Source organism: Streptomyces sp. AK010 (assembly GCF_014207295.1).
Taxonomy (GTDB): domain Bacteria; phylum Actinomycetota; class Actinomycetes; order Streptomycetales; family Streptomycetaceae; genus Streptomyces; species Streptomyces massasporeus.
In genome coordinates, this window is sequence record NZ_JACHCX010000018.1 from 115510 (window position 1) to 138313 (window position 22804).

Below are 22804 nucleotides of genomic sequence, written 5' to 3' on the forward strand. Positions count from 1 at the left end.
CCGTCGGCCCCGCGGGCGGGCAGCAGGACGAGAGGCTCCGCGTCCTGCGGTCCCCAGACGCGGTAGGCCTGCGTGATGCCGTTCGCCTGCGCGGTGCTGTGTCCATGCCGGGTACGGTAGGCGAAGCGTGCCCGGGAGCCGGGTGCGCTCTGCCGACAGCAGAGGCGCGGGTGTCCCTGGTCAGGAGAAGAAGGGGGCCACCCGCCGCGTGAACCCTTGCGGGTCGTCGAGCCACGGGTAGTGTCCCGCTCCCGGCTGCACCGCGAACTCGACCGCAGGGAAGGCGTCTGCGGCCTGCCGGGCGAGAGCTGGACTCGGACCGCCGTCGACCTCACCGGCCAGGACGAGCACGGGAGTTCTCACCCGGGCCAGCGCACTGCGCGTCGCGGCAGGGTCGTAGGCGCCGTTGCCACCGTAGACTTCCGCCGCGTCGTCGTTGGTCTCGGTCTCCTCGCGGTCGGCGTGGGCCCGGGCGGTGTCGTCCCAGCGCCCGTGGAAGAACGGGAGGAACACCGGATCGAAGTCACCGGTGCCGTCCAGCCAGGCCTCGAACGCGCAGAACGCCTCCGGGAACCAGGGTTCCGACGCCCGCAGTCGTGCCGCCGCCAGCCGGTCCGCGGCCGTGGCCGGCAGCCCCAGTGCCCACGGGGTGGCGGTGACCAGAGCCAGCCGTCCCAGTCGCTCCGGATGGCGGGCCGCGTACAGCATGGCCAGACTGCCGCCCGCCGAGTGCGCGAGCACGTCCATCCGCTCCAGGCCCAAATGGCGCCGCAGCGCCTCGACGTCGTCCACGAGCCGGTCGCAGCGGTACGTCTTGGGATCCGCCGGTTTCTCGGACTCCCCCGTGCCGCGCAGGTCGAGGAGTACCAACTGCCGGTGGGCATCCAGTCCGCCCAGGTCTCCCAGGTAGGCGGAGGCCCGCATGGGCCCGCCGGGCAGCACGACGACCGGCTCGCCCTCACCGCGCAGGTGGAAGGCCAGCCGGGTCCCGTCCGGGGCACCGAAGATCGGCATGCCGTCGATCCTGGCGTCCAGGGCCGGTCCGGCACAACCCGGTTCTCCGGCCCGTGCGCGCTACCCGTTGGCGAGGTCGTTCCTCAGTTCCCGCTTGAGGACCTTCCCGCTGGCGTTGCGCGGGAGTTCGTCCACGAACACCACGCGCTTCGGCGCCTTGAAGGGGGCGAGTCGTTCGCGGACGTGGTCGATCAGTTCCGTCTCCGAGACCTCGCCCCGCGGGACGACCACGGCTGTCACCGCCTCGATCCAGCGCTCGTCCGGCAGACCCACCACCGCGGCCTCGGCGACGCCGGGGTGAGTGTACAGGGCGTCCTCGACCTGGCGTGAGGCGATGACGACACCGCCGGAGTTGATGACGTCCTTGACCCGGTCGACGATCGTGAAGTAGCCGTGCGCGTCGCGTACGGCGAGGTCGCCGGAGCGGAACCAGCCGTCGCGGAAGGCCTCGGCGGTCTCCTCGGGGTTGTCCCAGTAGCCCTCGCACAGTTGGGGGGAGCGGTAGACGATCTCGCCGGGAGTGCCGTCGGGGACGTCCTTGCCGTCCTCGTCGACCACACGGGCGTCGACGAACAGGACGGGCCGGCCGCAGGAGTCCAGGCGGCCCTTGTGTTCGCCGGGTGCGAGAACCGTGGCCAGCGGGCCGATCTCGCTCTGCCCGAAGCAGTTGTAGAAGGCCAGGTCGGGCAGGCGTTCCCGCAGTCGTTCGAGTACCGGGACCGGCATGATCGACGCGCCGTAGTAGGCCTTGCGCAGGCCGCTCAGGTCGCGGGTGGCGAAATCGGGGCGGTTGGACAGGGCGATCCAGACGGTGGGCGGTGCGAAGAGGCTGTCCACGCGGCCCGCCTCGATCAGGTCGAAGAGCCGGTCGCCGTCGGGTGCGTCGAGAATGATGTTCGTCGCGCCGACGGCGAGGTAGGGCAGCAGGAAGACGTGCATCTGCGCCGAGTGGTACAGCGGCAGGGAGTGCGCGGGGCGGTCGCCCGCACTGAGGTCGAGGGCGGTGATGGCGCTCAGGTACTCGTGCACCAGGGCCCGGTGCGTCATCATCGCACCCTTGGGCAGGGCGGTCGTCCCGGACGTGTACAGCAGTTGCACCAGGTCCTCGGTACGCGGCTCGGGGCCGTCGTACGCGGGCGCCTGCGGCAGCCGTGCGAGCAGCGAGTCGTCGGCGTCACGCAGCGCCGGCGTCCGCACGTCGTCCGGAAGTCGCGCGGCCAGGTCCGGGTCGGTGAGGACCAGGGCGCAGCCGGACTGGCCGACGATGTAGGCGAGGTCGTCGCCGGTCAGGTTCTGGTTGACGGGTACGTGCACCAGACCCGCGCGGGCGCAGGCGAGGAAGGCGATCAGGTAGGCGTCGGAGTTGTGGCCGAAGGCACCGACCCGGTCCCCGCGCCTCAGCCCCTGGTCGAGGAGGACGCTCGCCGCGCGGGAGACGGCGGTGTCGAGTTCGTCGTACGTCCAGGTCCGTTCGGCGTACTCCACCGCGACGCGCGCCGGTGTGCGCCGGGCGCTGCGCCGCAGGACTCCGTCGACCGTGCTGCCGTGTCCGGGCGTCGTCATGACACATGATCCTCGTTTCACCGCCCGATGAGGTCAAGGACCTCGGGCAGGGCGGGAGCCGGGGCCGGGTGAAGGAGCCCGGAGCAACCCTGCCGCCGTCGACGGCGTCCGTCGTCATGAAACCGACGGACGTTCGAACCAGGTTCGTACACGCGACACTCCTTTCCCTCGACGATGTTGGAGGGCACGATGCGCAGTCGTCTGAGACGACTTGTCCTCGGGGCCACGGCCCTGTTCACCGCCGCGTCCGCGTTACCCGCGGCGGCCGCCACGACCGAGCAGCGAGCAGAGCAGCACCCTTCCCGCAACGGCATGTCCGCCGTCATCCGCTACACCGAGTACGGCACTCCCTCGACCGGCACCAGGGCATCCCCTGGGTGAACACGATCGCCGCCGACCGCGCGGGGCACTCCCTCTACACCCAGTCCCAGGTACTCCCCCGCGTCACCGACGAGTTGGCCGGGCGCTGCTCGACGGAACTCGGCAGGACCACGTACCCGGCGTCCGGGATCGCGATCCTCGACGGCTCACGCGGCGACTGCGCGCTCGGCAGCGACCCCGGCGCCGTCGTACCGGGAATCTTCGGTCCGGCGAGGATGCCGACGCTGAAGGATGCCCCCTACGCGGAGAACTCCAACGGCACCGCGTGGATGACCAACGCCGACCGGCCGCTCACCGGATACGAGCGGATCTACGGCACGGTGGGCACACAGCTCGGCCTGCGCACCCGCGGCGCGATCGAGGACGTGGCGGCGATGGCGGACCGCGGCGGCCTGACCGTACGGGACCTGCAACGGCAGCAGTTCGCCAACCGGGTGCCTGCCGGTGATCTCGCCGCCGGGGACGTGGCACGGGCGTGCGCCGCACTGCCCGGCGGTACGGCGACGGGCAGCGACGGCAAGGCCGTCGATGTGTCCGGCGCCTGCGGCGTGCTGAAGGCGTGGGACCGCACCATGGACACCGGCAGCCGGGGAGCCCTGCTCTTCGACCGGTTCTGGCGCAGGCTCGAACAGGTCGTGCCGGCCGACCGGTTGTGGAAGGTGCCGTTCTCGGCGACGGACCCGGTCCGCACCCCGAACACCCTGAAAACGGACGCTCCCGGCTTCCCCACCGCTCTCGCCGACACGGTCGCCGAGTTGCGGGGCGCGGGCATCGCGCTCGACGCGCCGCTCGGCGCGCGCCAGTTCGTCGTCCGCGACGGGCAGCGCCTGCCGGTGCCGGGCGGCGCGGGCCGGCTCGGTGTGTGGAACGTGATCGAGCCGACGTGGGACGCGGCCGCCGGCGGTTACACGGAGGTGCTTTTCCGCAGCAGCCATCTGCAGGCGGTCGGCTGGGACGGCAGCCGCTGCCCGGTGGCGCGCACGCTGCTGACGTACTCGCAGTCGTCGAACCCGAAGTCGCCGCACTTCGCCGATCAGACGCGGCTGTTCTCCGGTGAGAAGTGGGTGGCGTCGCGCTTCTGTGAGAGGGACATCCTGTGCTCGCCGAAGCTGAAGGTCGTGCGGGTGCGCCGCTGACGCTGGGCGCGGGGTGCCGCCCCGTACGGCGGCACCCCCGGTCGGGCCCGGCGGGAGCCGTACATCAGCCGCCGCAGCCCCCTTCTGCCGGGCCCCGGAGGCCGGCCCGTTCAGCGACCGAGGGATGACGCCCACCCCACTCCTGCGCGACCAGAGCCGACGCCGCCTCACACCGGTCGCGTCCGGCCCTCCCAGTACGGCTCCCGCAGCCGCCGCTTGTACAGCTTGCCGTTGGGGTCACGGGGCATCTCGGCGATGAAGTCGACCGACCTGGGCCGCTTGTATCCGGCGAGCCGGTGGGCGCAGTGGTCGAGGAGGTCGGCCGTGAGGGCGGGTCCGGGCCGGTGTCCGGGGGCCGGTTCCACGACCGCCTTGACCTCCTCGCCCCAGTCGTCGTGCGGGATGCCGAAGACGGCGGCGTCCGCGACGGCCGGGTGGGCGAGCAGGGCCGACTCGATCTCGGCCGGGTAGATGTTGACCCCGCCGGAGATGATCAGGTCGATCTTGCGGTCGCGCAGGAAGAGGTAGCCGTCCTCGTCGAGGTGTCCGAGGTCGCCGACGGTGAAGAAGTCGCCGATGCGGTTCTTGCGGGTCTTGGCCTCGTCCTTGTGGTACGAGAAGCCGCCGGTGTTCATCTTCATGTAGACGGTGCCGAGTTCACCGGGCGGCAGCCGGTTGCCGTCGTCGTCGAAGATCGCGAGCTCGCTGATGGGCCAGGCCTTGCCGACGGTGCCGGGCTTCTTCAGCCAGTCCTCGGCGGTGGCGAAGGCGCCGCCGCCCTCGCTGGCCGCGTAGTACTCCTCCACACAGGGCCCCCACCAGTCGAGCATGGCCCGCTTGACGTGGTCGGGGCAGGGCGCGGCCCCGTGGATGGCGTGCCGCATGGAGGAGACGTCGTAGCGGTCCTTCACCTCGCCGGGCAGGGCCAGCAGGCGGTGGAACTGGGTGGGGACCATATGGGTGTGGGTGCAGCCGTGGGCGTCGATGAGGCGGAGCATCTCCTCGGGCGTCCACTTGTCCATGAGGACCAGCCGGTGGCCGATGTGCAGGGACGCTCCGGCGAACTGCAGGACGGCCGTGTGGTAGAGCGGCGAGCAGACCAGGTGCACGTTGTCGTCGAACGGCCGGATGCCGAAGATGCCGAGGAACCCGCCGAGGTACGCCTCCTCCGGCGGTTTGCCGGGCAGCGGGCGGCGGATGCCACGGGGGCGTCCGGTGGTGCCCGAGGTGTAGTTCATGACCCAGCCGAGGGTGCGGTCCGCGGGCGCCGACTCGGGTCGGCCGTCGAGGAGTTCGGCGTACGGGCGGAATCCCTCGACCGTGCCCACGGCGTACCGGTGGGTGCCCGGGAGGCCGGCCTCGTCGGCGGCGGCGCGGGCCGCGTCGGCGAAGCGCTCGTGGGCGAGGAGCACCTTGGCGCCGGAGTCGGAGACGATCCAGGCGATCTCCGGTCCGACCAGGTGGTGGTTGACGGGGACGAGGTAGAACCCGGCCTGGCTGGCGGCGAGATAGGCGACGAGGAACTCGACGCCGTTGGGCAGGACCACGGCGAAGGTCTCGCCGCGTCGCAGCCCGGCATCGCGCAGGCCGTGCACGAGCCGGTTGGCGGCGGCGTGCAGGCGTCCGGCGGTCCACTCCTGGCCGTCGGGTGCGACGAGCACCTTCCGGTCGGGGTGCTGTGCGGCCTGGGCCCAGAAGCCCACGGGGGGTGTGCTCACGGCTGTCCGCTCCTTCCGGCGATGCGGTTGACGCGGTCCACGGCCCGCTCGAAGCCGCGGGTGAGGTCGTCGAAGACGGCCTGGACGCTTGGTTCGCTGTTCATCCGGCCGACGATCTGGCCGACCGGGGTGCCGAGCAGCGGGTCGACCTCGTGCTTCTGGATGCGCGAGACGGCTTCGGCGACCAGCAGCCCTTGCAGGGGCATGGGCAGGGTGCCGGGCCCGGCCGGGTCGTCCCAGGCGTCGGTCCACTCGGTGCGCAACTGGCGAGCCGGCTTGCCGGTCAGGGCGCGGGAGCGGACGGTGTCGCCGGAGCCGGCCGCGAGGAGTTTGCGGGTCAGGGCGGGCGAGTGGAGGTCCGCTTCCGTGGTGGTCAGCCATATGGAGCCGAGCCACACGCCTTGGGCGCCGAGGGTGAGTGCGGCGGCCACCTGCTGTCCGCTGCCGATGCCGCCGGCGGCCAGGACGGGCATCGGGGCGACGGCGTCGACGACTTCGGGGGTGAGCACCATGGAGGCGATCTCGCCGGTGTGCCCGCCCGCCTCGTAGCCCTGCGCCACGACGATGTCGATCCCGGCGTCCCGGTGCTTGCGGGCGTGCCGGGCGCTGCCCGCGAGTGCGGCGACGAGGACGTCCCGGTCGTGGGCGCGGGCGATGACGTCGGCGGGCGGGGAGCCGAGGGCGTTGGCGAGGAGCCGGATCGGGTAGTCGAAGGCGACGTCGAGCTGGCTGCGGGCGACCTGCTCCATCCAGCCGGTGATGCGCCAGCCGGCCGCCTCGCCCTCCGCGAGTTCGGGCACGCCGTGCTTGGCGAGGGTGTCCCGGACGAACTGCCGGTGCCCTTCGGGGATCATCGCCTCGACGTCGGCTTCCGTCACGCCTTCGACCTTCTTCGCCGGCATCACGACGTCCAGGCCGTACGGCATGCCGTCGACGTGTGCCTCGATCCAGTCCAGGTCGCGTGTGAGCTCGTCGGGGTCGGTGTAGCGGACCGCGCCGAGCACGCCGAAGCCGCCGGCCCGGCTGATGGCCGCGGCGACGGCGGGGAACGGCGTGAAGCCGAAGACGGCGTGCTCGATTCCCAGTGTCTGGCTCAGCTCCGTCTGCATGGGCGCAGGATGCCGGAGTCCCCCGCAGGACGGAAGGGGTTTTCTGATGCTCCGTCAGATTCAGGACTCGATTGGTTCCCGCGTGCGGTCTATGGGCGGAGGCGGACGGCGGACATACTTCATGGGACATGCGAGTCGGCAGAGGCGAAGGGGTACGCGGTGACCGACAGAGCGGCGAGCAGCGAACTGACCCGGCGTCAACTGGGCGCAGCGGGCCTGGCCCTGGGCGGTGCGCTGGCACTCGCCCCGTTGCCCGCCGGGGCGGCCCCGGCGACGAGCGGCCACCGCCCCACCCTGCGGCACGGGTCCGCCGCACGCGCCGGGCTGCTCTCCTCCCACCTGCGCCGGCTCGTCACCGACGCGGAGGCGTTCCTCGCCCCCTCCCCCAAGCACCCCTGGTACGCGGGCGCCGTCCTGCTCGCCGGACGCGGCGGCACGGTCGCCCTGCACCGGCCCCTCGGCATGGCGGTGCGCTACCGGGCCTACGACGAGAAGACCGACACCGGCGTCGAGTTCCCGCCCGGCGAGCAGATCCCGATGGCCGGGGACACCGTGTTCGACCTGGCGTCGGTGTCGAAGCTGTTCACCTCGATCCTCGCCGTGCAGCAGATCGAGCGGGGCGCGCTGGAGCTGGAGGCGGAGGTCGCCTCGTACCTGCCGGGCTTCTCACGCGCGGGCAAGCAGGACATCACGATCCGCCAGCTCCTCACCCACACCTCGGGCTTGCGCGCCTGGATCCCGCTGTACAGCGCGCCCACCCACGAGGAGAAGCTCGAGCTCATCTGGAACGAGCAGCCGGTCAGCGCGCCCGGCACGGCGTACCTGTACTCGGACCTGAACCTCATCTCGCTCCAGCTCGTGCTGGAACGGATCACGGGCCGCGCCCTGGACGTCCTGCTCCGGGACGAGATCACCGCGCCGCTCGGCCTGCGCCGCACCCGCTACAACCCGCCCGCGTCCTGGCGGCCGAAGATCGCGGCCACGGAGGACGCGCGGGCCCCGTGGTCCGGCCTGGACCGGGGCCTGGTGTGGGGCGAGGTGCACGACGAGAACGCCTTCGGCCTGGGCGGCGTCGCGGGCCACGCGGGCGTGTTCTCCGACGCGTGGGACCTGGCGGTCCTCGGCCGGACGCTGCTCAACGGCGGTGTGTACGGGCGGTCCAGGATTCTGACGCCGGAGTCGGTGGAGCTGATGTTCACCGACTTCAACACCGCTTTCCCCGGGGACGAGCACGGCCTCGGCTTCGAGCTCTACCAGCACTGGTACATGGGCGCGATGGCCACGCCGCGCACCGCCGGGCACACCGGTTTCACGGGCACCTCGCTGGTGCTCGACCCGACGACGGACTCGTTCCTGGTCGTCCTCGGCAACTCGGTCCATCCGGTACGGAGTTGGCGGTCCGGGTCGGCGCCCAGGGTGGCCGCGGCGAACACCATGGCACGGGCCGTGCCGGTCCGGCCGGCGCGGGGCCGCACGGCCTGGTTCTCCGGGATGGCGGTCTCCAGCACGGTGACCCTTTCGCTCCCCGCGCTCGACACGTCCGCCGGCCGGGCCCGGCTGCGCTGCGCCCTGTGGTGGGACACCGAGCCCAAGGCCGACGCCCTGGTCCTGGAGGCCACGACCGACGGCGGCACGACCTGGCAGCCGGTGCCCTTCACGACGTCCCGCCGCGGTCAGGACCGCGAGCAGCACCCGTCGGGCTCCGTCACCGGCTGGTCCGGCCGGGTCTGGCACCGGCTCACCGCCGGCCTCCCGGCCGCGCGGGAGCTCGCCCTGCGCTGGCGCTACGCGACGGACCGGCTGTACGTCGGGCGCGGTTGCTACGTGGACGGGCTGCGCGTGGAGGCGGCCGGGGGCGTCCTGTTCGACGAGGCGCGCCCGTCGGACGCGGCGCGTCTGAAGGCGGTGGGGTGGACGCGGGAGGCCGACTGAGGGGTCACCCGGGGGTGTTCTCCAGCACCGCCATGGCCGCGTTGTGTCCCGGGACCCCGCTGACCCCGCCCCCGCGTACCGCGCCCGCCCCGCACAGCAGCACGTTGGCGTGCCCGGTCTCCACGCCCCAGCGTCCGGTGCCCTCGTGCGCGTAGGGCCAGCTCAGCTCGCGGTGGAAGATGTTGCCGCCGGGCAGGCCGAGGTCCCGCTCCAGGTCGAGCGGCGTTCTGGCCTCGATGCAGGGGCGCCCCTCGGCGTCGGTGGCCAGGCAGTCGGCGAGGGGTTCGGCCAGGTGGGCGTCGAGCTGGGCGAGGGTGGCCTTCAGCAGGTCCTCGCGCACGGCGTCGTTGTCCCGCTCGAACAGGCGGGCCGGGGTGTGCAGGCCGAAGAGGGTGAGCGTCTGGTAGCCCTGCTCGGCCAGGTCGGGTCCGAGGATGGTGGGGTCGGTGAGCGAGTGGCAGTAGATCTCGGAGGGCGGCGCGGCCGGCAGGTGCCCGGCGGCGGCCTGGGCGTAGGCGGTGGCCAGTTGCTCGTAGCCCTCGGCGATGTGGAAGGTGCCGGCGAAGGCCTCACGCGGGTCGACGGAGCTGTCGCGCAGCCGGGGCAGCCGCTTCAGCAGCATGTTGACCTTGAGCTGGGCGCCCTCGGCGGGTGCCGGGGCCGGGTCGCCGGTCAGGTCTGCCAGGGCCTGGGGTGAGGCGTTCACCAGGACGTGCCGGGCGGCGACGGTGTCTTCACCCTCGGCCGTGGAGAAGGTGACCTCGGCGGTTCGGCCGTCCGTGACGATGCGCAGCGCCTCGTGTCCGGTGGCGAGGACGGCGCCCGCCGCGCGGGCCGTGTCGGCGAGCGCGTCGGTGAGGGCTCCCATGCCGCCGACGGGCACGTCCCAGTCGCCGGTGCCGCCGCCGATCACGTGGTAGAGGAAGCAGCGGTTCTGTTTCAGGGAGGGGTCGTGTGCGTCGGCGAAGGTGCCGATGAGGGCGTCGGTGAGGACGACGCCGCGCACCAGGTCGTCCTCGAAGCGCTCCTCGACGGCGACGCCGATCGGTTCCTCGAACAGCACCCGCCAGGCTTCCTCGTCGTCGAGGCGTCGGCGCAGCTCCTCGCGGGTGGGCAGCGGCTCGGTGAGGGTCGGGAAGATCCGCTCGCCGGCGCGGCCGGTCATGCCGTAGAGCTCCTGCCAGGCCCGGAACTCGCGGTCGGCGCCGGTGAGCCGGGCGAACGCCTCCCGCGTGCGCCGTTCGCCGCCGCCTACGAGAAGTCCGGTGGGCCGGCCGTCGCGCTCGGCGGGTGTGTAGGAGGAAACGGTCCGGGTGCGCACCCGGAAGTCCAGGTCGAGGTCCCGGACGATCTTCTTGGGCAGCAGGCTGACCAGGTACGAGTAGCGGGACAGCCGGGCGTCGGCTCCGGCGAAGGGCCGCGTGGACACCGCCGCGCCTCCCGTGTGGTCCAGCCGCTCCAGAACGAGCACGGAACGCCCGGCCCGGGCCAGATAGGCCGCGGCGACCAGGCCGTTGTGGCCGCCGCCCACGATGACGGCGTCGTAGGTCCGGTGTGCGCGGGGTCCCTCGGGTGCGGTCATGGTTCTTGGTAACACGGGGTGATCCGGGTCGGCCAGACGGCGCCTTGCCGCTCGCCCTGGGGTCAGCGTCCCGCCGCGGCCCGCTGCTCGCGCAGGGCCGCGACTCTTCGGTACAGGGCCACGGCCTCGGCGCTGCGGCCGAGCTGTTCCAGGCAATGGGCCTCGTCGTTGCGGCTGGCGAGGGTGTCGGGGTGGTCGGCGCCGAGGACGCGTTCGCGGGCGGCGGCCACGCGCCGGTACTCGGTGAGCGCGTCGGCCCAGCGGCCCAGCCAGCCGAGACCGACGGCGACCTCGCGACAGCTGACGAGGGTGTCCGGGTGCTCGGGGCCGAGGACCCGTTCGCGCAGGGCGGCCACGTCACGGGATTCCGCGAGGGCCTCCTCCCAGCGGCCGAGCCGCCCGAGGTTGACGCAGCGGCCGTGACGGGCGCGCAGGGTCTCGGGGTGGGTGGGGCCCTGGCTGCGGGTGCGGTCCGCGGCCAGGACGCGGTAGAGGTCCAGGGCCTCCGCGCTGCGGCCGAGGCGGCCCAGGCTGATGCCGATCTCGTGCCGGGCGGCGAGGGTGTCGGGGTGGTCCGGGCCGAGGGCGCGGGCACGGGCCTCGGCGACCTCGTGGTAGGTCTCCAGGGCTTCGGCCCACCGGCCCAGCTGACCCAGGGCGTAGGCCACTTCGTAACGGGTGACGAGGGTGTCGGGGTGGTCCGGGCCGAGCACGCGGGCGCGGGCCCGGGCCACCTCGCGGGCCATGCGGAACGAGTCCTCCAGGCGGCCGAGGCGGCTGAGGTTGAAGGCGAGGTTGTGGCGGCAGCGCAGGGTGTCGGGGTGGTCGGGGCCCATGAGGTGTTCGCGGGCGGTGAGCACCGACGTGTAGACGCGGTGGGCGTCGAAGGCGCGGCCCAGCTGGCCGAGCACGTAGGCCATCTCCTGGCGGGCGGCCAGGGTGTCGGGGTGATCGGCGCCGAGGGTGCGGATCCTGGCCTCGGTGACGTGCTTGTACTCGCGCAGGGCGTCCGCGGCGCGGCCGGTGCGGCTGAGGGTGAAGGCGACCTCGTAGCGGCTGGCGAGGGTGTCGGGGTGGTCGGGGCCGAGGAGGTGCTCGCGTTCGGCGGCGACCCCCCGGTGCACCTCGCCCGCCTCCGTCCAGCGGCCGAGCCGGCCGAGGCTCAGGCCCGCGTTGTGCCGGCCGGCCAGGGCGGTAAGGACCTCCGTGGGCGGGGCGGGCCGCTCCGCGGGGGCGGGCTCCGCGACGACCGGACCGGTGGCGGGACGTGCGATCCACTCGCCGGACAGCCCGGCCGCCGGGTCCGGGGGTGTGGTGCGCAGCGCGGTGCCGGTCGCCTTGTGGCCGGCGGTCATGCCGCGGGTCCAGGACGGCAGCCGGGCCGCGCCGCCCGGCCCGCCGGAAACCGGGCGGGCCGCCGCGACGGCGGTCACGTACGCCGGCGCGCCCCGGTGGGCGCTGATGCGGCGGGCCAGCTCGCGGGCGTCGTCGGGGCGTTGCCCGGGTTCCTTGGCGAGCAGGTCGAGGACGACGCGCTCCAGGAACTCGGGCAGTTCGGCGCGGTGCTCGCGCGGCGGGCGGGGCGGGGTGTCGCGGTGGCCGACGAGGATCGCCCAGGCGTCGTCGAGGTCGAACGGCGGTACGCCGGTGGCGATCTCGTACAGCACGCACCCGAACGAGTAGAGGTCGCTGCGCTGGTCGACCTCGGTGCCGCTGATCTGCTCCGGGGACATGTAGTGCGGGGTGCCCATGGCGATGCCGGTGCCGGTCAGCCGGGAGGTGAAGCCGATGTCGTGCCCGAGACGGGCTATGCCGAAGTCGCAGATCTTCACGGTGCCGTCGCCGAGCCGCACGATGTTCGCGGGCTTGAGGTCCCGGTGCACGATGCCCTGTTCATGGCAGTAGGCGAGGGCGGCGGCGACCTGCTCGGCGATCTCCACGACGTCCGCGACCGGCAGCGGGTGCTGCTTGTTGTCCTCCAGGAGCTGGCTGAGGTTGCGGCCGTCCAGCAGCTCCATGACGAGGTAGAGCACGCCGTCGGACTCGCCGAAGTCGTGCACGACGGTGATGCCCCGGTGCTGCAGCGCGGCGGCCACCCGGGCCTCGCGGCGGAACCGCTCCCGCAGCACCCGGGTGAAGGCGTGGTCGTGGTTCGGGCCCAGCGGTTTGAGGCACTTGACGGCGACGTGCCGGCCCAGGGACTCGTCCCGGGCCCGCCACACCTCGCCCATGCCGCCGCGCCCGATCAGATCGAGCAGCCGGTACCGGCCCTGGATGAGCCTGCTGTCCCCCATGTCGCGCGACGCTCCCCCCGGTAGCTGTCCGCCCGCCCCCTGGCACACCCAGTATGGCGGCCTATCGTCCGAGTTTGTACGGTGCCGGGCGCGCGTCGGGGCCGAGCCTCGCCATGGCCCGCAGAACGTGTTTGGGCGGGAGTTGCCGGCGCACACGTGCGGGGATGCGGCGCAGCAGGAGGCCCGCGAGGCGCAGTTGGCGGGTGACAGTGGCGGGGGCGGGGGCCGGTCTGCCGTACAACTCGTGGGCGTACGGCGGCAGGGAGGCGTACGCCAGATGTGCCACGCGCCGCCACAGCACCTCGCGCGCCGGTACGAGGAGCGGGTGCGTCGGCGGGCGGAGCAGGAAGTCGTCCACCTCGCGCGCCGGTACGAGGAGCGGGTGCGTCGGCGGGCGGAGCAGGAAGTCGTCCACCTCGCGTGCCTCGGGTCCGGCGGAGAGGTCCGGGCGCACCTTCTCGAAGCACTCGGCCATCTCGGCCCGGTCGCCCGGTGCGGCGTCGGGGTCGAGGCCCACGAGCCGTGCGCTCTGCCGGTGTTCGGCGACGTAGCGGTCGGCCTCGGCGCCGGTGAGCCGGAGCCCGGACCTGCGGGCCACGTGCAGATACGAGTCGATCTCGGCGCAGTGCACCCACATCAGCAGGGCGGGTTCGTCGACACCGTATCGCTCGCCCGTGTCCGGATCGGTCGCGGTCAGCATGCGGTGGATCCTGCGGACCCGGGCCCCGGCGCGCTCGGCGTCCTCGGTGGTGCCGTACGTCGTCGTCCCGACGAAGCTCGCGGTGCGCATCAGCCGGCCCCAGGCGTCGCGCCGGACGTCGGAGTTCTGCATGACGCCGCGGACCGCGCGCGGATGCAGGGCCTGGAGGTACAAGCGCCCAGACGCCCGCGATCCACATCATGGGGTCGCTGTGCACCTGCCAGGTCACCGATTCCGGACCGAACAGTCCCGGGTCCGCGCCGGTCATGCGCCTCACCTCCGCCCGGCGCACACGATGGCACAGGTCGAACGGATGGTCGAGAGGCCCTCACTCGAACTACGACCGTCCAGTCGTTGAGATTTCACCTACCCGGCTGGGAGGTTGGTAAGGCTGCCCTTATATGCTGACGCCGCCGATCTCCCGCACGACAGGAACCGACATGCGCACCACCTCCCGCGGCCTCATAGCGGCGCTGGCTCTCACCCCTCTGCTGGCCGGCTGCTTCGCGCCGGGCGACAGCGACGCCGGCGCGGGATCGGGCGGGCGGCTACGGGTCGCGCTGGCCGTGCCGCCGGTGCAGGCGCTGTCCCCGTACAGCAACGACGCCACCGTGCTGAGCAAACTGTCCGTCGCCGAGGGCCTCACCGCCCTCGACAAGAACGGCACGGCCAAGCCCGCTCTGGCGAAGTCCTGGAAACAGGACGGCGACACCACCTGGACCTTCGAGCTGCGCAAGGCCGAGTTCCAGGACGGCACCGAGCTGACCGCCCAGGCCGTCGTCAACGCGCTCGACCACGCCGGCACCGCCAAGCCCAAGCCCCGCGTCCTGAGCGACGTGTCACTGACCGCCGAGGCCGACGACGCCGACACCGTCACCCTCACCACCACGTCGCCCGACCCGGTGCTGCCGCTGCGGCTGGCCAGTCCCGCGCTGGCGATCCTGTCGGCGAAGGCGTACGGGAAGGACGGCGCCGTGACCCCTGTGGGCACCGGCACCGGTCCGTTCGAGATCACCCGGCTGAACGGCAAGACCAAAGCCACGCTCGACCGCTTCGACGGCTACTGGGGCGGCAAGGCCAAGGCGCCCGGCATCGACGTCGGCTGGATCGCGGACGGGACGGCCCGCGCCAACGCCCTGCGCGGCGGCGAGGCCGACATCGCCGAGTGGATCCCGACCGCCCAGGCGAAGCTGCTCGACGGCAAGACCCGGCACGAGGTCCCCTCGGTGCGCACCGACAGCCTGATCCTGAACACCGGCAGCGGTCTGTTCACCGACGCCGGTCTGCGCGCCGCCGCGCGTGCGGCCGTCGACGGCTCCGCGCTGGTCGACTCCGTCTTCGGCGGCTACGCCGACCCCGCGCAGGGCCTGTTCGGGCCCGCCGTCCCCTGGGCCGCGGACAAACGTGTCGAGGTGTCGGGCCGTGCCGAGGCCGCGACCGACGCCGAGGTGAAGACCGCCGCCAAGGGCAGGACGCTGCGGCTGGCCACGTACACCAACCGGGCCGAGCTGCCCGAGGCGGCGACCGTGCTCCAGCAGCAGCTGGAGAGGGCCGGGTTCACCGTCAAGCAGGACGTGCGCGAGTACACGCAGATGGAGAGCGACCTCCTCGCCGGGAGGTACGACGCCCTCGTCTTCTCGCGGGTGACGCTCCTCGACACCGGCGACGCGGTCGACTACCTCGCCAGTGACTTCACGAGCGAGGGCGTGTACAACATCGCCGGGCTGAAGAACACCGCGGTGGACAAGGCCATCCGGGCCGCCGCCGCGGAGCGGGACACCGACAGCCGCCAGAAGAAGATCATGCGGGCGGAGGCGGAGATCCTGCGCACCGACGCCGTGGTGCCGCTGGTGCACGAGCAGGCCGTGCAGGGCATCGCGGCCGATGTCGAGGGCGTGATCCTCGACCCGCGCGAGCGGTCCCTGATCGACGTCGACACGCGCCTGAAGTAACCCGCATGAGCGCCACGCACGCCCCCGCCGCCGCCCGCCCGTCCCTCTGGCCGGCGGCGGCCGGCCGTGTGCTCGCCGGTACCGCACTGCTCGGCGCCGTGGCCCTGCTCCCCTGGCTGTCCGGCGCCGATCCGGCCCGTTCGGTGCTGCGCGCGCGCTCCGCCGACCAGAACCCCACACCGGCGGAACTGGCCGCCGTGCGTGAGCAGCTGGGCCTGGACGAGGGTCCCTTGGTCCACCTCGCGCACTGGCTGGGCGGCCTGCCGCGCGGGGACGCGGGCGTCTCGTGGGTCTCCGGCGCTCCGGTCATGCCCCAGGTGGGGACGGCCCTGTCGGTCTCCCTGACCCTGATGCTGGGCGCACTCGCGATCACGGTCCTGGTCGCCGGACTCGTGTGTGCCCGCACGGTGTTCCTCGGATCCCGGCGCCGGCTGCGGCAGGACCGGGCGGGCACCACGGCCGCCGTCCTCGCGTCGCTGCCGAAGTTCCTGCTCGCCTCCGTGCTGGCCACCGTGTGCGGGGTGTGGTGGGGGTGGTTCCCGTCCAGCGGGTGGGAGGGGCCGCAGTCGATGGTGCTGCCCTCGCTGGCCCTCGGCATCCCCTCGGGCGCGATGCTCGGCGGGATCCTCGACCAGGCGCTCCCCGCCGCCTTCCACGAACCGTGGGCACGCACGGCGTACGCCGTCGGCCTCCCGCCCGGTCACATCGGCCGGGGCGCGCTGCGCCGCACGCTGCCCGGCGTACTGCCGCAGCTACTGCCGACCGTCGTGGCCCTGGTCGGCGGTGCCGTCGCCGTGGAGAAGATCTTCAACATCCCCGGGCTCGGCCGGCTCGCCCTCGACGCCGCCGTCGCGCAGGACCTCCCGGTGCTGCAGACGGCGACTCTCGCGCTGGTCCTGCTGGGCGTGACGGCGGGCATGGCGATCCGCGCCCTGCGTCACGCGCTCCTCGGCCGGCCTCTGCGCGACAACGCCCTGCCGGCCCTGCACCGGCCCCCGCTCACGGTGCCGCGCTCCCTGCGCCGGGTCGCCCCCGCCTGCGCGCTCGCCCTGCTCGCCCTGGTCACGGCGGGCCTCCTGCGCGACCCGCTCCAGGTCGACACGGCGGCACGGCTGCTGTCCCCGTCCCTCGAACACCCTCTGGGCACGGACGCCCTGGGGCGTGATCTGCTCGCCCGGCTGGGCCATGGTGCGCTGCGCACCGCGGGGGTCGCCCTCGCCGTGACGGCGGTCGGCGCGGTCACCGGCCTGCTGGCGGGCATGGCGCCGCGGGCGAGCGCGGGCCCCACGGAAGTCGTGTCGACCCTGCCCGCCGTCCTCGCGGGCCTGCTGATCGCGGGTGTGACCGGGCCCTCGGTCTGGGGCGCGGCGAGCGCGGTGTGCGCGGTCGGCTGGAGCCCGTACGCCGCCCAGACCGCGGCCCTGCTGGAGCAGGAACGCGCGAGCGGGCACATCGCCGCGTCCGTCGCGCTGGGGGCGGGGCGGCTGCACCTGCTGCGCCGCCATCTGCTCCCCGCGGTGGTCCCGGCTCTCCTGCGCAACGCCCTGCTCCGGCTGCCCACGACCGTCCTGGTGCTCGCCTCCCTCGGCTTCCTGGGCCTGGGCGAACAGCCGCCCACGCCCGAGTGGGGCCGCCTCCTGTCGGAGAACCAGCCGTACGCGGAACTGGCCCCCTGGACCGTCCTCGGCCCGGCCGGCGCGCTGGTGGTGCTGTCCGTGCTGGCGGTGACGGGCAGCGTGCTGGGGCGGCGCGACGGCGGACAGCAGGTGCCCGGCCGGTGACGCCCCCCCCGGCCGGGCACCTGCTGTCCGCATGTCAGGCGGGGTTCCTGCCGCTCACGTATCCGCGCCGCTTGTCCACGACGTTGCGCAGGGGGCGGCCCTCCAGGTGCCGGGTGAGGTTGTCTAGGAACACCTCGACGAGCGCCTCCCGTTCACTGGTGGTCTCGCCCGCCGTGTGCGGGGAGATCATCACGCCCGGCATGTCCCACAGGGGTGACCGGGCCGGCAGCGGCTCCTGGGTGAACACGTCCAGGGCGGCGCCGGCCAGCCGTCCGGCGGCGAGGTGGTCGATGAGCGCCTCCTCGTCGACGAGTCCGCCCCGGCCCACGTTGATCAGCCGCGCCCCCGGCTTCATCGCGGCCAGCACGGGCGCGTCGACCATGCCCCGGGTGTCGTCGGTGAGGGGCGCGGCCAGGACGACGTAGTCCGCCTCCGCGAGAGCGGCGCGCAGGGTGGCGGAGTCGTGGACGGTGCCGAAGTCGGGGTCACTGGGGCGGGCCGTGCGGCCGGCGCCGCAGACCCGCATGCCCACGGCGCGCAGCAGCCGGGCGACGGCCCGGCCGATCGGCCCCGTGCCCCAGACCAGCACGGTGCGTCCGGTGATGCCGTCGCTGGGGCGCGGACGCCACTCGCGGCGCCGCTGGTGCTCCCAGGTGCCGGGGAAGTCCTTGGCGAGGGCGAGGATCAGGCCCAGGACGTACTCGGCGGTCGGCTGGTCGTAGACGCCGCGTGCGTTGGTGAGCGTGACACCGGGATCCTCGACCAGCGCGGGGAAGAGGAAGGAGTCGACGCCCGCGGAGGAGGCGTGGACCCAGCGGGGTGCCTTCTCGGGGTTGTCGGGCCAGGCTTCGCGGACGGCCGGGGTGAGGGTCACCCAGGCCAGGAGGGCGTCGGCGCCGGGGAGGAGGTAGGGAAGCTCCTCCTCGGTGGCGTAGACGGTGTCCGCGAGCCGTTCGATGAGCCCGGTGGCGGGGGGCCGGTTGCCCCGGTACAGCACGACGAGGCGGTCGGGCATGTCAGGCTCCGGTGGGGATGGCGATGTACTTGTATTCGAGGAATTCGTTGATGCCGACGGTGCCGCCTTCGCGGCCGAGGCCGGATTGCTTGATGCCGCCGAAGGGGGCGGCGGGGTTGGAGACGAGGCCGGTGTTGAGGCCGATCATGCCGCTTTCGAGGCGTTCGGCGACGCGTAGGGCGCGGTCGAGGTTCTGGGTGAACAGGTAGGCGGCGAGGCCGAATTCGGTGTCGTTGGCGGCGGTGACGGCTTCGTCCTCGGTGTCGAAGGTGCGGATCGCCGCGACCGGGCCGAAGATCTCCGTGTCGATGATCTGCGACTCGGGAGCGATGCCGGTGAGGACGGTGGGCGGGTAGAAGCAGCCGGGTCCTTCGGGCAGTTCGCCGCCGGTCAGGATCGTGGCGCCGCGCTTGACGGCGTCCTGGACCAGGTCGTGGGCCTTGCTGCGGCCGGCGACGTCGATGAGGGGGCCGACGTCGGTGCCGGGTTCGGTGCCGTCGCCGACGGTGAGGGCGGCCATGCGGGCGGCGAGGCGCCGGGCGAACTCGTCGGCGAGGGAGCTGTGGACGTAGATGCGGTTGGCGGCGCAGCAGGACTCGCCCATGTTGCGCATCTTGGCGACCATGGTGCCTTCGACGGCGGTGTCGAGGTCGGCGTCGTCGAAGACGATGAGGGGGGCGTTGCCGCCGAGTTCCATGCTGGTGCGGATGACGGTGTCGGCGCACTGGGCGAGCAGGAGGCGGCCGACGCCGGTGGAGCCGGTGAAGGAGAGTTTGCGGATCCGGCCGCCGCGCAGGAGGGGTTCGATGACGCCGGCGGCGTCGGTGGTGGTGATGATGTTCAGGACGCCGTCGGGCAGGCCGGCCTCCTTCAGGATCGCGGCGAGGGCGAGGCTGGTCAGGGGGGTCTGGGGGGCGGGTTTGAGGACGATGGTGCAGCCCGCGGCGATGGCCGGGCCGATCTTGCGGGTGCCCATCGCCAGGGGGAAGTTCCACGGCGTGATCAGCAGGCAGGGGCCGACCGGCCGGCGGGTGACCAGCAGGCGGTTCCGGCCGTCCGGGGCGGTCATCAGGCCGCCGTCGACACGGACGGCTTCCTCGGAGAACCAGCGGAAGAACTCGGCGCCGTAGGCGACCTCGGCGCGGGCTTCGGCCAGGGGCTTGCCCATTTCCAGGGTCATCAGCAGCGCGAGGTCCTCGGTGCGCGCGATGATGATGTCGTAGGCGCGGCGCAGGATCTCGCTGCGCACGCGGGGCGCAGTGGCGGCCCAGGCGGCCTGCGCGGCGACCGCGGCGTCGACGGCGCGCTGCCCGTCCGCCGGCGAGGCGTCGGCGACCCGGCACAACTCCTCGCCGGTGGCCGGGTTGTCGACGGACAGAGTCCGTCCGGACTCGGCGCTGTGCCAACCACCGCCGATGAACAACTGCTTGGGAACATCACGGACGACAGTCATCGTGGGTATCTCCTTGTGAGCGTAAGAGGTGTGCCGACCGGTCAGCGGATGCGGTCCAGCGTCTTGTAGTAGGCGCCGGCGAAGGGCAGGAACCAGGCGGTGCCGTTGTAGAGGGGGATGCGGGGCGGGGCGATGTCGCGAACGGGGCTGGCCTCGGGGTGGCCGTCCATCACCTCGGCCATGACCTGCCCCATGTGCGTGGCCATCTGCACGCCGTGGCCCGCGTAGCCCATGGAGTAGTAGACGCCGTCCTCGGTCTGCCCGGCGTGCACGATGCGGTCCATGGCGAAGCCGACGGAGCCGCCCCACACGTACTCGATCCTCGTCCGGGAGAGTTGGGGGAAGATCTCGCACATCTCACGGAACAGGACGGCTCCGCTCTTCTTGTCCGAGGTGGGGTCGGACGGTGCGAAGCGGGCCCGGCCGCCGAACAGCAGCCGATTGTCCGGGGTGAGCCGGAAGTAGTGGCAGAGGTTGTTCGAGTCGACGATGAGTCGGGCCTTCGGGATGACGTCCCGGGCGAGTTCCTCGCCGAGCGGCTCGGTCACGATGATGAAGCTGCCCAGACAGACCTGCTGGCGGCGCAGCCAGGGGAAGTTTCTGTCCGTGTAGGCGTCGGTGGCCATCATGACCTGCCCGGCGCGGATCACACCGCGCTCGGTGCTGACCTCGTAACGGCCGGTGGCGGTACGCCGCACACCGATGGCCGCGTTGCGCTCGTGGATCTGGACACCCGCGCGCTCACACGCCTCCGCCATGCCGCGCACGAAGCGGCCGACGTGCAGTGCGGCGCTGAGCGGGTCGAGGAGGCCGCCGTGGTAGGCGTCGGAGCCGATCTCGGAGCGCAGCTCGGACTTGCCGACCAGGACGGTCTCGTGGCCGAAGTGGCGTGCCAGGTCGCGCTGTTGGGTCTTCTTGCTCTCGAAGTGGGCGGGGCGGGACGCGACACCGAGGCGTCCGACGCGACGGAACTGGCAGTCGATGGACTCCTCTGTCACGAGCCGCTCGACGGTGTCCACGGCCTCGCCGTAGGAGGTGTAGATCTCACGGGCCCGGTCGAGGCCGTACCGGCGGATGGCCTGGTTCACACCGATGGTGAAGCCCAGGTTGGCCATGCCTCCGTTGCGCGCCGAGGCGCCGGAGCCGACCTGGCTCTTCTCGACCAGGGTGACGCGGGCGCCCTTGCGCGCGGAGTGCAGGGCGGTGGACAGGCCGGTGAGACCGGCGCCGATGACCACGAGGTCGGTGTCTTCCGGGAGGGGCTTGCCGGAGCGGTCGGGGAACGGCCCGGCGGTTTCCATCCAGAACGGGATCGTCTTCATGTGGGGTCTCCTGCGGGAGGTGGTTCAGAGGGCATCGCGGCCGGGCGCACTGGGCTGCCCGGCCGACGGTGCTGTCGGCGGGTGGCACGGTCCGTTCCGGGCGGAAAGGTCAGGTGAGGGGTTCGACCGGGAGGGCACTCTGGCCGGTGCGGTGGCCGCCGAGCTTGCGGACGAGGGCGACCAGGGCGAGGGCGAGGACGGCCAGGGCGATGAGGACGGCGCTGACGGCGGTGACGGTCGGGTCGACGTCGAATTGGAGGGCGTTGAAGACCAGGACCGGCAGAGTGCGGGTGTCGGGGGTGGAGAGGAACTGGGCGATGAAGAATTCGTCGAAGCTGGTGATGAAGGAGAACACCGCTGCGGCGATGAGGCCGGGGGTGGCCAGGGGGAACGTGATGCGGCGGGCGATGGTCATGCGGCTGGCGCCCAGGCTGGCGGCGGCGTCTTCGAGGCGTTCGTCGATGCCTTTGAGGGTGGAGATCATGATGAGGATCGCGATGGGCGCGGCCAGCACGGTGTGTCCCAGGGCGATCGCGAGGGGGCTGCCGAGCATGCCGGCGGGTTCGAAGAACAGGAACAGGCCGAGTGCGATGACGACCTGGGGGATGAGCATGGGGGCCAGGACCAGGCCGTAGACGGCGGCGTGCAGGGGCAGCCGTCCGCGGGCCAGGGCGGTGGCCGCGGTCACGCCCAGGATCAGGGAGAACACCGTGGTCAGGGCGGCGACCAGGCTGGACAGGGCGATGGAGGTGGCCCAGTTCCCGCCGGGTGCGGCCATCTGCTGATACCAGCGGGTGCTGTAGTCCTTGGGGGGAAAGGTGCCGATGCCGTCGGCGCCGAAGGAGGTGACCAGGATGATGACGATGGGCATCGCCAGGAACAGCAGGATCGCACTGGCGCTCAGGGCCCGGCCGACATGACCGGCCCGGGTGGGAGGCAGTTCCATCATGAGCCGCTCCTTCGCTCGTGGGTCTTCTTGCGGCGCAGCTTGGCCAGGCCGAGTACGCCCAGGCCGGCGAAGGTGAGCAGCAGGAGGATGACGCCGAAGGCCGCGGCGGAGTTCCACTGGTCCTGCTTCATGACCTGCTGATCGATCAGCGCCGCGACGACGGTCTGCTGGTCACCGCCCATCAGAGCGGGGGTGATGTAGTAGCCGAGGCAGAGGATGAAGCTCAGCAGACCGGCCGTGCCGATCCCGGGAGCGACCAGCGGCAGGTAGATCCTCGTGAAGATGGTCCAGCGGGAGGCGCCGAACCCGGCGGCCGCGGCCAGCAGGCGGCTGTCGACGCCGCGCATGACGCCTTGAAGGATCAGGACGGTGTAGGGGAGCATCACCGAGGTGGTGCCGATGACGACACCGGTTTCGTTGTAGAGCAGCGAGTACGGTGCGCCCGGGGCGTGCGCGGAGGTCAACAGCGTGTTGATCAGGCCGTGTTCGCCGAGCATGATGATCCAGCCGTAGGTGCGTACCAGGGCACTGATGAAGTGCGGCACGACCACGATCAGCATGGCCAGCGCGGCGAACACCGGCCGCATGCGGGCGATGGCGTGCGCCAGCACGAAGCCGACCAGCAGGCTCAGCACGGCTGTCTCCGCCGAGATGCGCAGGGTGGATATGAGGACGGAGAGGTTCGCTCCGCTGAGGGCGTCGGTGTACCAGTGGAGCGTGAAGGCGCCGTTGTCGCCCTTCAGGCTCAGGGAGAGCACCCCGATGATCGGGTAGATGAACAGCACGATCAGGAACACCGTGACGGGGACGGCGTTGATCAGGGCGATGCGGGAGCGATGCCCGCGCATCGCGGACGTTGCTTTCACGCGCACCTTGCCGGGTGCGAGAACGGTGCCGGCCACG

The 22804-nt window shown here is 72.5% G+C and carries 15 protein-coding genes and 2 pseudogenes; 5 read left to right on the top strand and 12 right to left on the bottom strand.

The window, feature by feature from the left end; all coding sequences use genetic code 11:
- Nucleotides 1–180 precede the first annotated feature (180 nt).
- On the bottom strand, nucleotides 181–1014 hold the full coding sequence (locus tag HDC93_RS29280; protein WP_185013853.1) for an alpha/beta fold hydrolase: 834 nt from the start codon (nucleotides 1012–1014) through the stop codon (nucleotides 181–183).
- Between the two features lie 60 nt (nucleotides 1015–1074).
- Nucleotides 1075–2577 carry an acyl-CoA synthetase gene (locus tag HDC93_RS29285; RefSeq protein WP_185013854.1) on the bottom strand — a complete coding sequence of 501 codons (1503 nt, stop codon included), beginning with the start codon at nucleotides 2575–2577 and terminating at the stop codon, nucleotides 1075–1077.
- Between the two features lie 189 nt (nucleotides 2578–2766).
- On the opposite strand from HDC93_RS29285, the gene HDC93_RS29290 reads away from it, so the two are divergent.
- Nucleotides 2767–2958 carry a hypothetical protein gene (locus tag HDC93_RS29290; protein ID WP_185013898.1) on the top strand — a complete coding sequence of 64 codons (192 nt, stop codon included), beginning with the start codon at nucleotides 2767–2769 and terminating at the stop codon, nucleotides 2956–2958.
- Nucleotides 2925–4094 (top strand): annotated as a pseudogene (locus HDC93_RS29295) (penicillin acylase family protein); the annotation flags it as partial. The gene HDC93_RS29290 and the pseudogene HDC93_RS29295, both read left to right, overlap by 34 nt.
- A gap of 167 nt (nucleotides 4095–4261) precedes the next feature.
- Here the strand turns inward: HDC93_RS29295 and HDC93_RS29300 are convergent.
- Together HDC93_RS29300 and HDC93_RS29305 are read right to left on the bottom strand one after the other, a co-directional pair.
- On the bottom strand, nucleotides 4262–5812 hold the full coding sequence (locus HDC93_RS29300; protein WP_185013855.1) for an acyl-CoA synthetase: 1551 nt from the start codon (nucleotides 5810–5812) through the stop codon (nucleotides 4262–4264).
- Nucleotides 5809–6921, bottom strand: a complete 1113-nt coding sequence (locus HDC93_RS29305; RefSeq protein ID WP_185013856.1) for a nitronate monooxygenase family protein — start codon at nucleotides 6919–6921, stop codon at nucleotides 5809–5811. Before HDC93_RS29305 ends, HDC93_RS29300 begins: the two co-directional genes overlap by 4 nt.
- 159 nt (nucleotides 6922–7080) lie before the next feature.
- On the opposite strand from HDC93_RS29305, the gene HDC93_RS29310 reads away from it, so the two are divergent.
- Nucleotides 7081–8853 carry a serine hydrolase gene (locus HDC93_RS29310; protein WP_311774647.1) on the top strand — a complete coding sequence of 591 codons (1773 nt, stop codon included), beginning with the start codon at nucleotides 7081–7083 and terminating at the stop codon, nucleotides 8851–8853.
- Between the two features lie 4 nt (nucleotides 8854–8857).
- On the opposite strand, the gene HDC93_RS29315 is transcribed toward HDC93_RS29310, so the two are convergent.
- From HDC93_RS29315 to HDC93_RS29325, 3 genes and pseudogenes are all read right to left on the bottom strand, one after another.
- Complete coding sequence (locus HDC93_RS29315) at nucleotides 8858–10435, bottom strand: NAD(P)/FAD-dependent oxidoreductase (RefSeq protein ID WP_185013858.1); 1578 nt, start codon at nucleotides 10433–10435, stop codon at nucleotides 8858–8860.
- Nucleotides 10436–10497: 62 nt separating this feature from the next.
- Nucleotides 10498–12729 carry a serine/threonine-protein kinase gene (locus HDC93_RS29320; protein WP_185013859.1) on the bottom strand — a complete coding sequence of 744 codons (2232 nt, stop codon included), beginning with the start codon at nucleotides 12727–12729 and terminating at the stop codon, nucleotides 10498–10500.
- 61 nt (nucleotides 12730–12790) lie between these two features.
- Nucleotides 12791–13697, bottom strand: a pseudogene (locus tag HDC93_RS29325) (oxygenase MpaB family protein).
- 172 nt (nucleotides 13698–13869) lie between these two features.
- Between HDC93_RS29325 and HDC93_RS29330 the strand changes: the two are divergent.
- Together HDC93_RS29330 and HDC93_RS29335 are read left to right on the top strand one after the other, a co-directional pair.
- Complete coding sequence (locus HDC93_RS29330; protein WP_185013861.1) at nucleotides 13870–15381, top strand: ABC transporter substrate-binding protein; 1512 nt, start codon at nucleotides 13870–13872, stop codon at nucleotides 15379–15381.
- 5 nt (nucleotides 15382–15386) lie between these two features.
- Nucleotides 15387–17162 (top strand): ABC transporter permease subunit, encoded by a 1776-nt coding sequence (locus HDC93_RS29335; protein ID WP_185013862.1) that lies wholly within the window; start codon nucleotides 15387–15389, stop codon nucleotides 17160–17162.
- A 34-nt stretch (nucleotides 17163–17196) separates the two neighbouring features.
- On the opposite strand, the gene HDC93_RS29340 is transcribed toward HDC93_RS29335, so the two are convergent.
- The 5 genes from HDC93_RS29340 to HDC93_RS29360 all read right to left on the bottom strand — a co-directional run bounded on the left by HDC93_RS29340 (nucleotide 17197) and on the right by HDC93_RS29360 (nucleotide 22803).
- On the bottom strand, nucleotides 17197–18177 hold the full coding sequence (locus HDC93_RS29340; protein WP_185013863.1) for a D-2-hydroxyacid dehydrogenase: 981 nt from the start codon (nucleotides 18175–18177) through the stop codon (nucleotides 17197–17199).
- A 1-nt stretch (nucleotide 18178) separates the two neighbouring features.
- Nucleotides 18179–19630, bottom strand: a complete 1452-nt coding sequence (locus tag HDC93_RS29345) for an NAD-dependent succinate-semialdehyde dehydrogenase (protein WP_185013864.1) — start codon at nucleotides 19628–19630, stop codon at nucleotides 18179–18181.
- Nucleotides 19631–19671: 41 nt separating this feature from the next.
- Complete coding sequence (locus HDC93_RS29350; RefSeq protein ID WP_185013865.1) at nucleotides 19672–20952, bottom strand: FAD-binding oxidoreductase; 1281 nt, start codon at nucleotides 20950–20952, stop codon at nucleotides 19672–19674.
- A 109-nt stretch (nucleotides 20953–21061) separates the two neighbouring features.
- Nucleotides 21062–21901: an ABC transporter permease gene (locus tag HDC93_RS29355; protein ID WP_260419820.1), complete on the bottom strand. Its 840-nt coding sequence runs from the start codon at nucleotides 21899–21901 to the stop codon at nucleotides 21062–21064.
- Nucleotides 21898–22803, bottom strand: a complete 906-nt coding sequence (locus HDC93_RS29360) for an ABC transporter permease (protein WP_311774648.1) — start codon at nucleotides 22801–22803, stop codon at nucleotides 21898–21900. The genes HDC93_RS29355 and HDC93_RS29360 overlap by 4 nt, the downstream gene beginning before the upstream one ends.
- Nucleotide 22804: the final 1 nt, after the last annotated feature.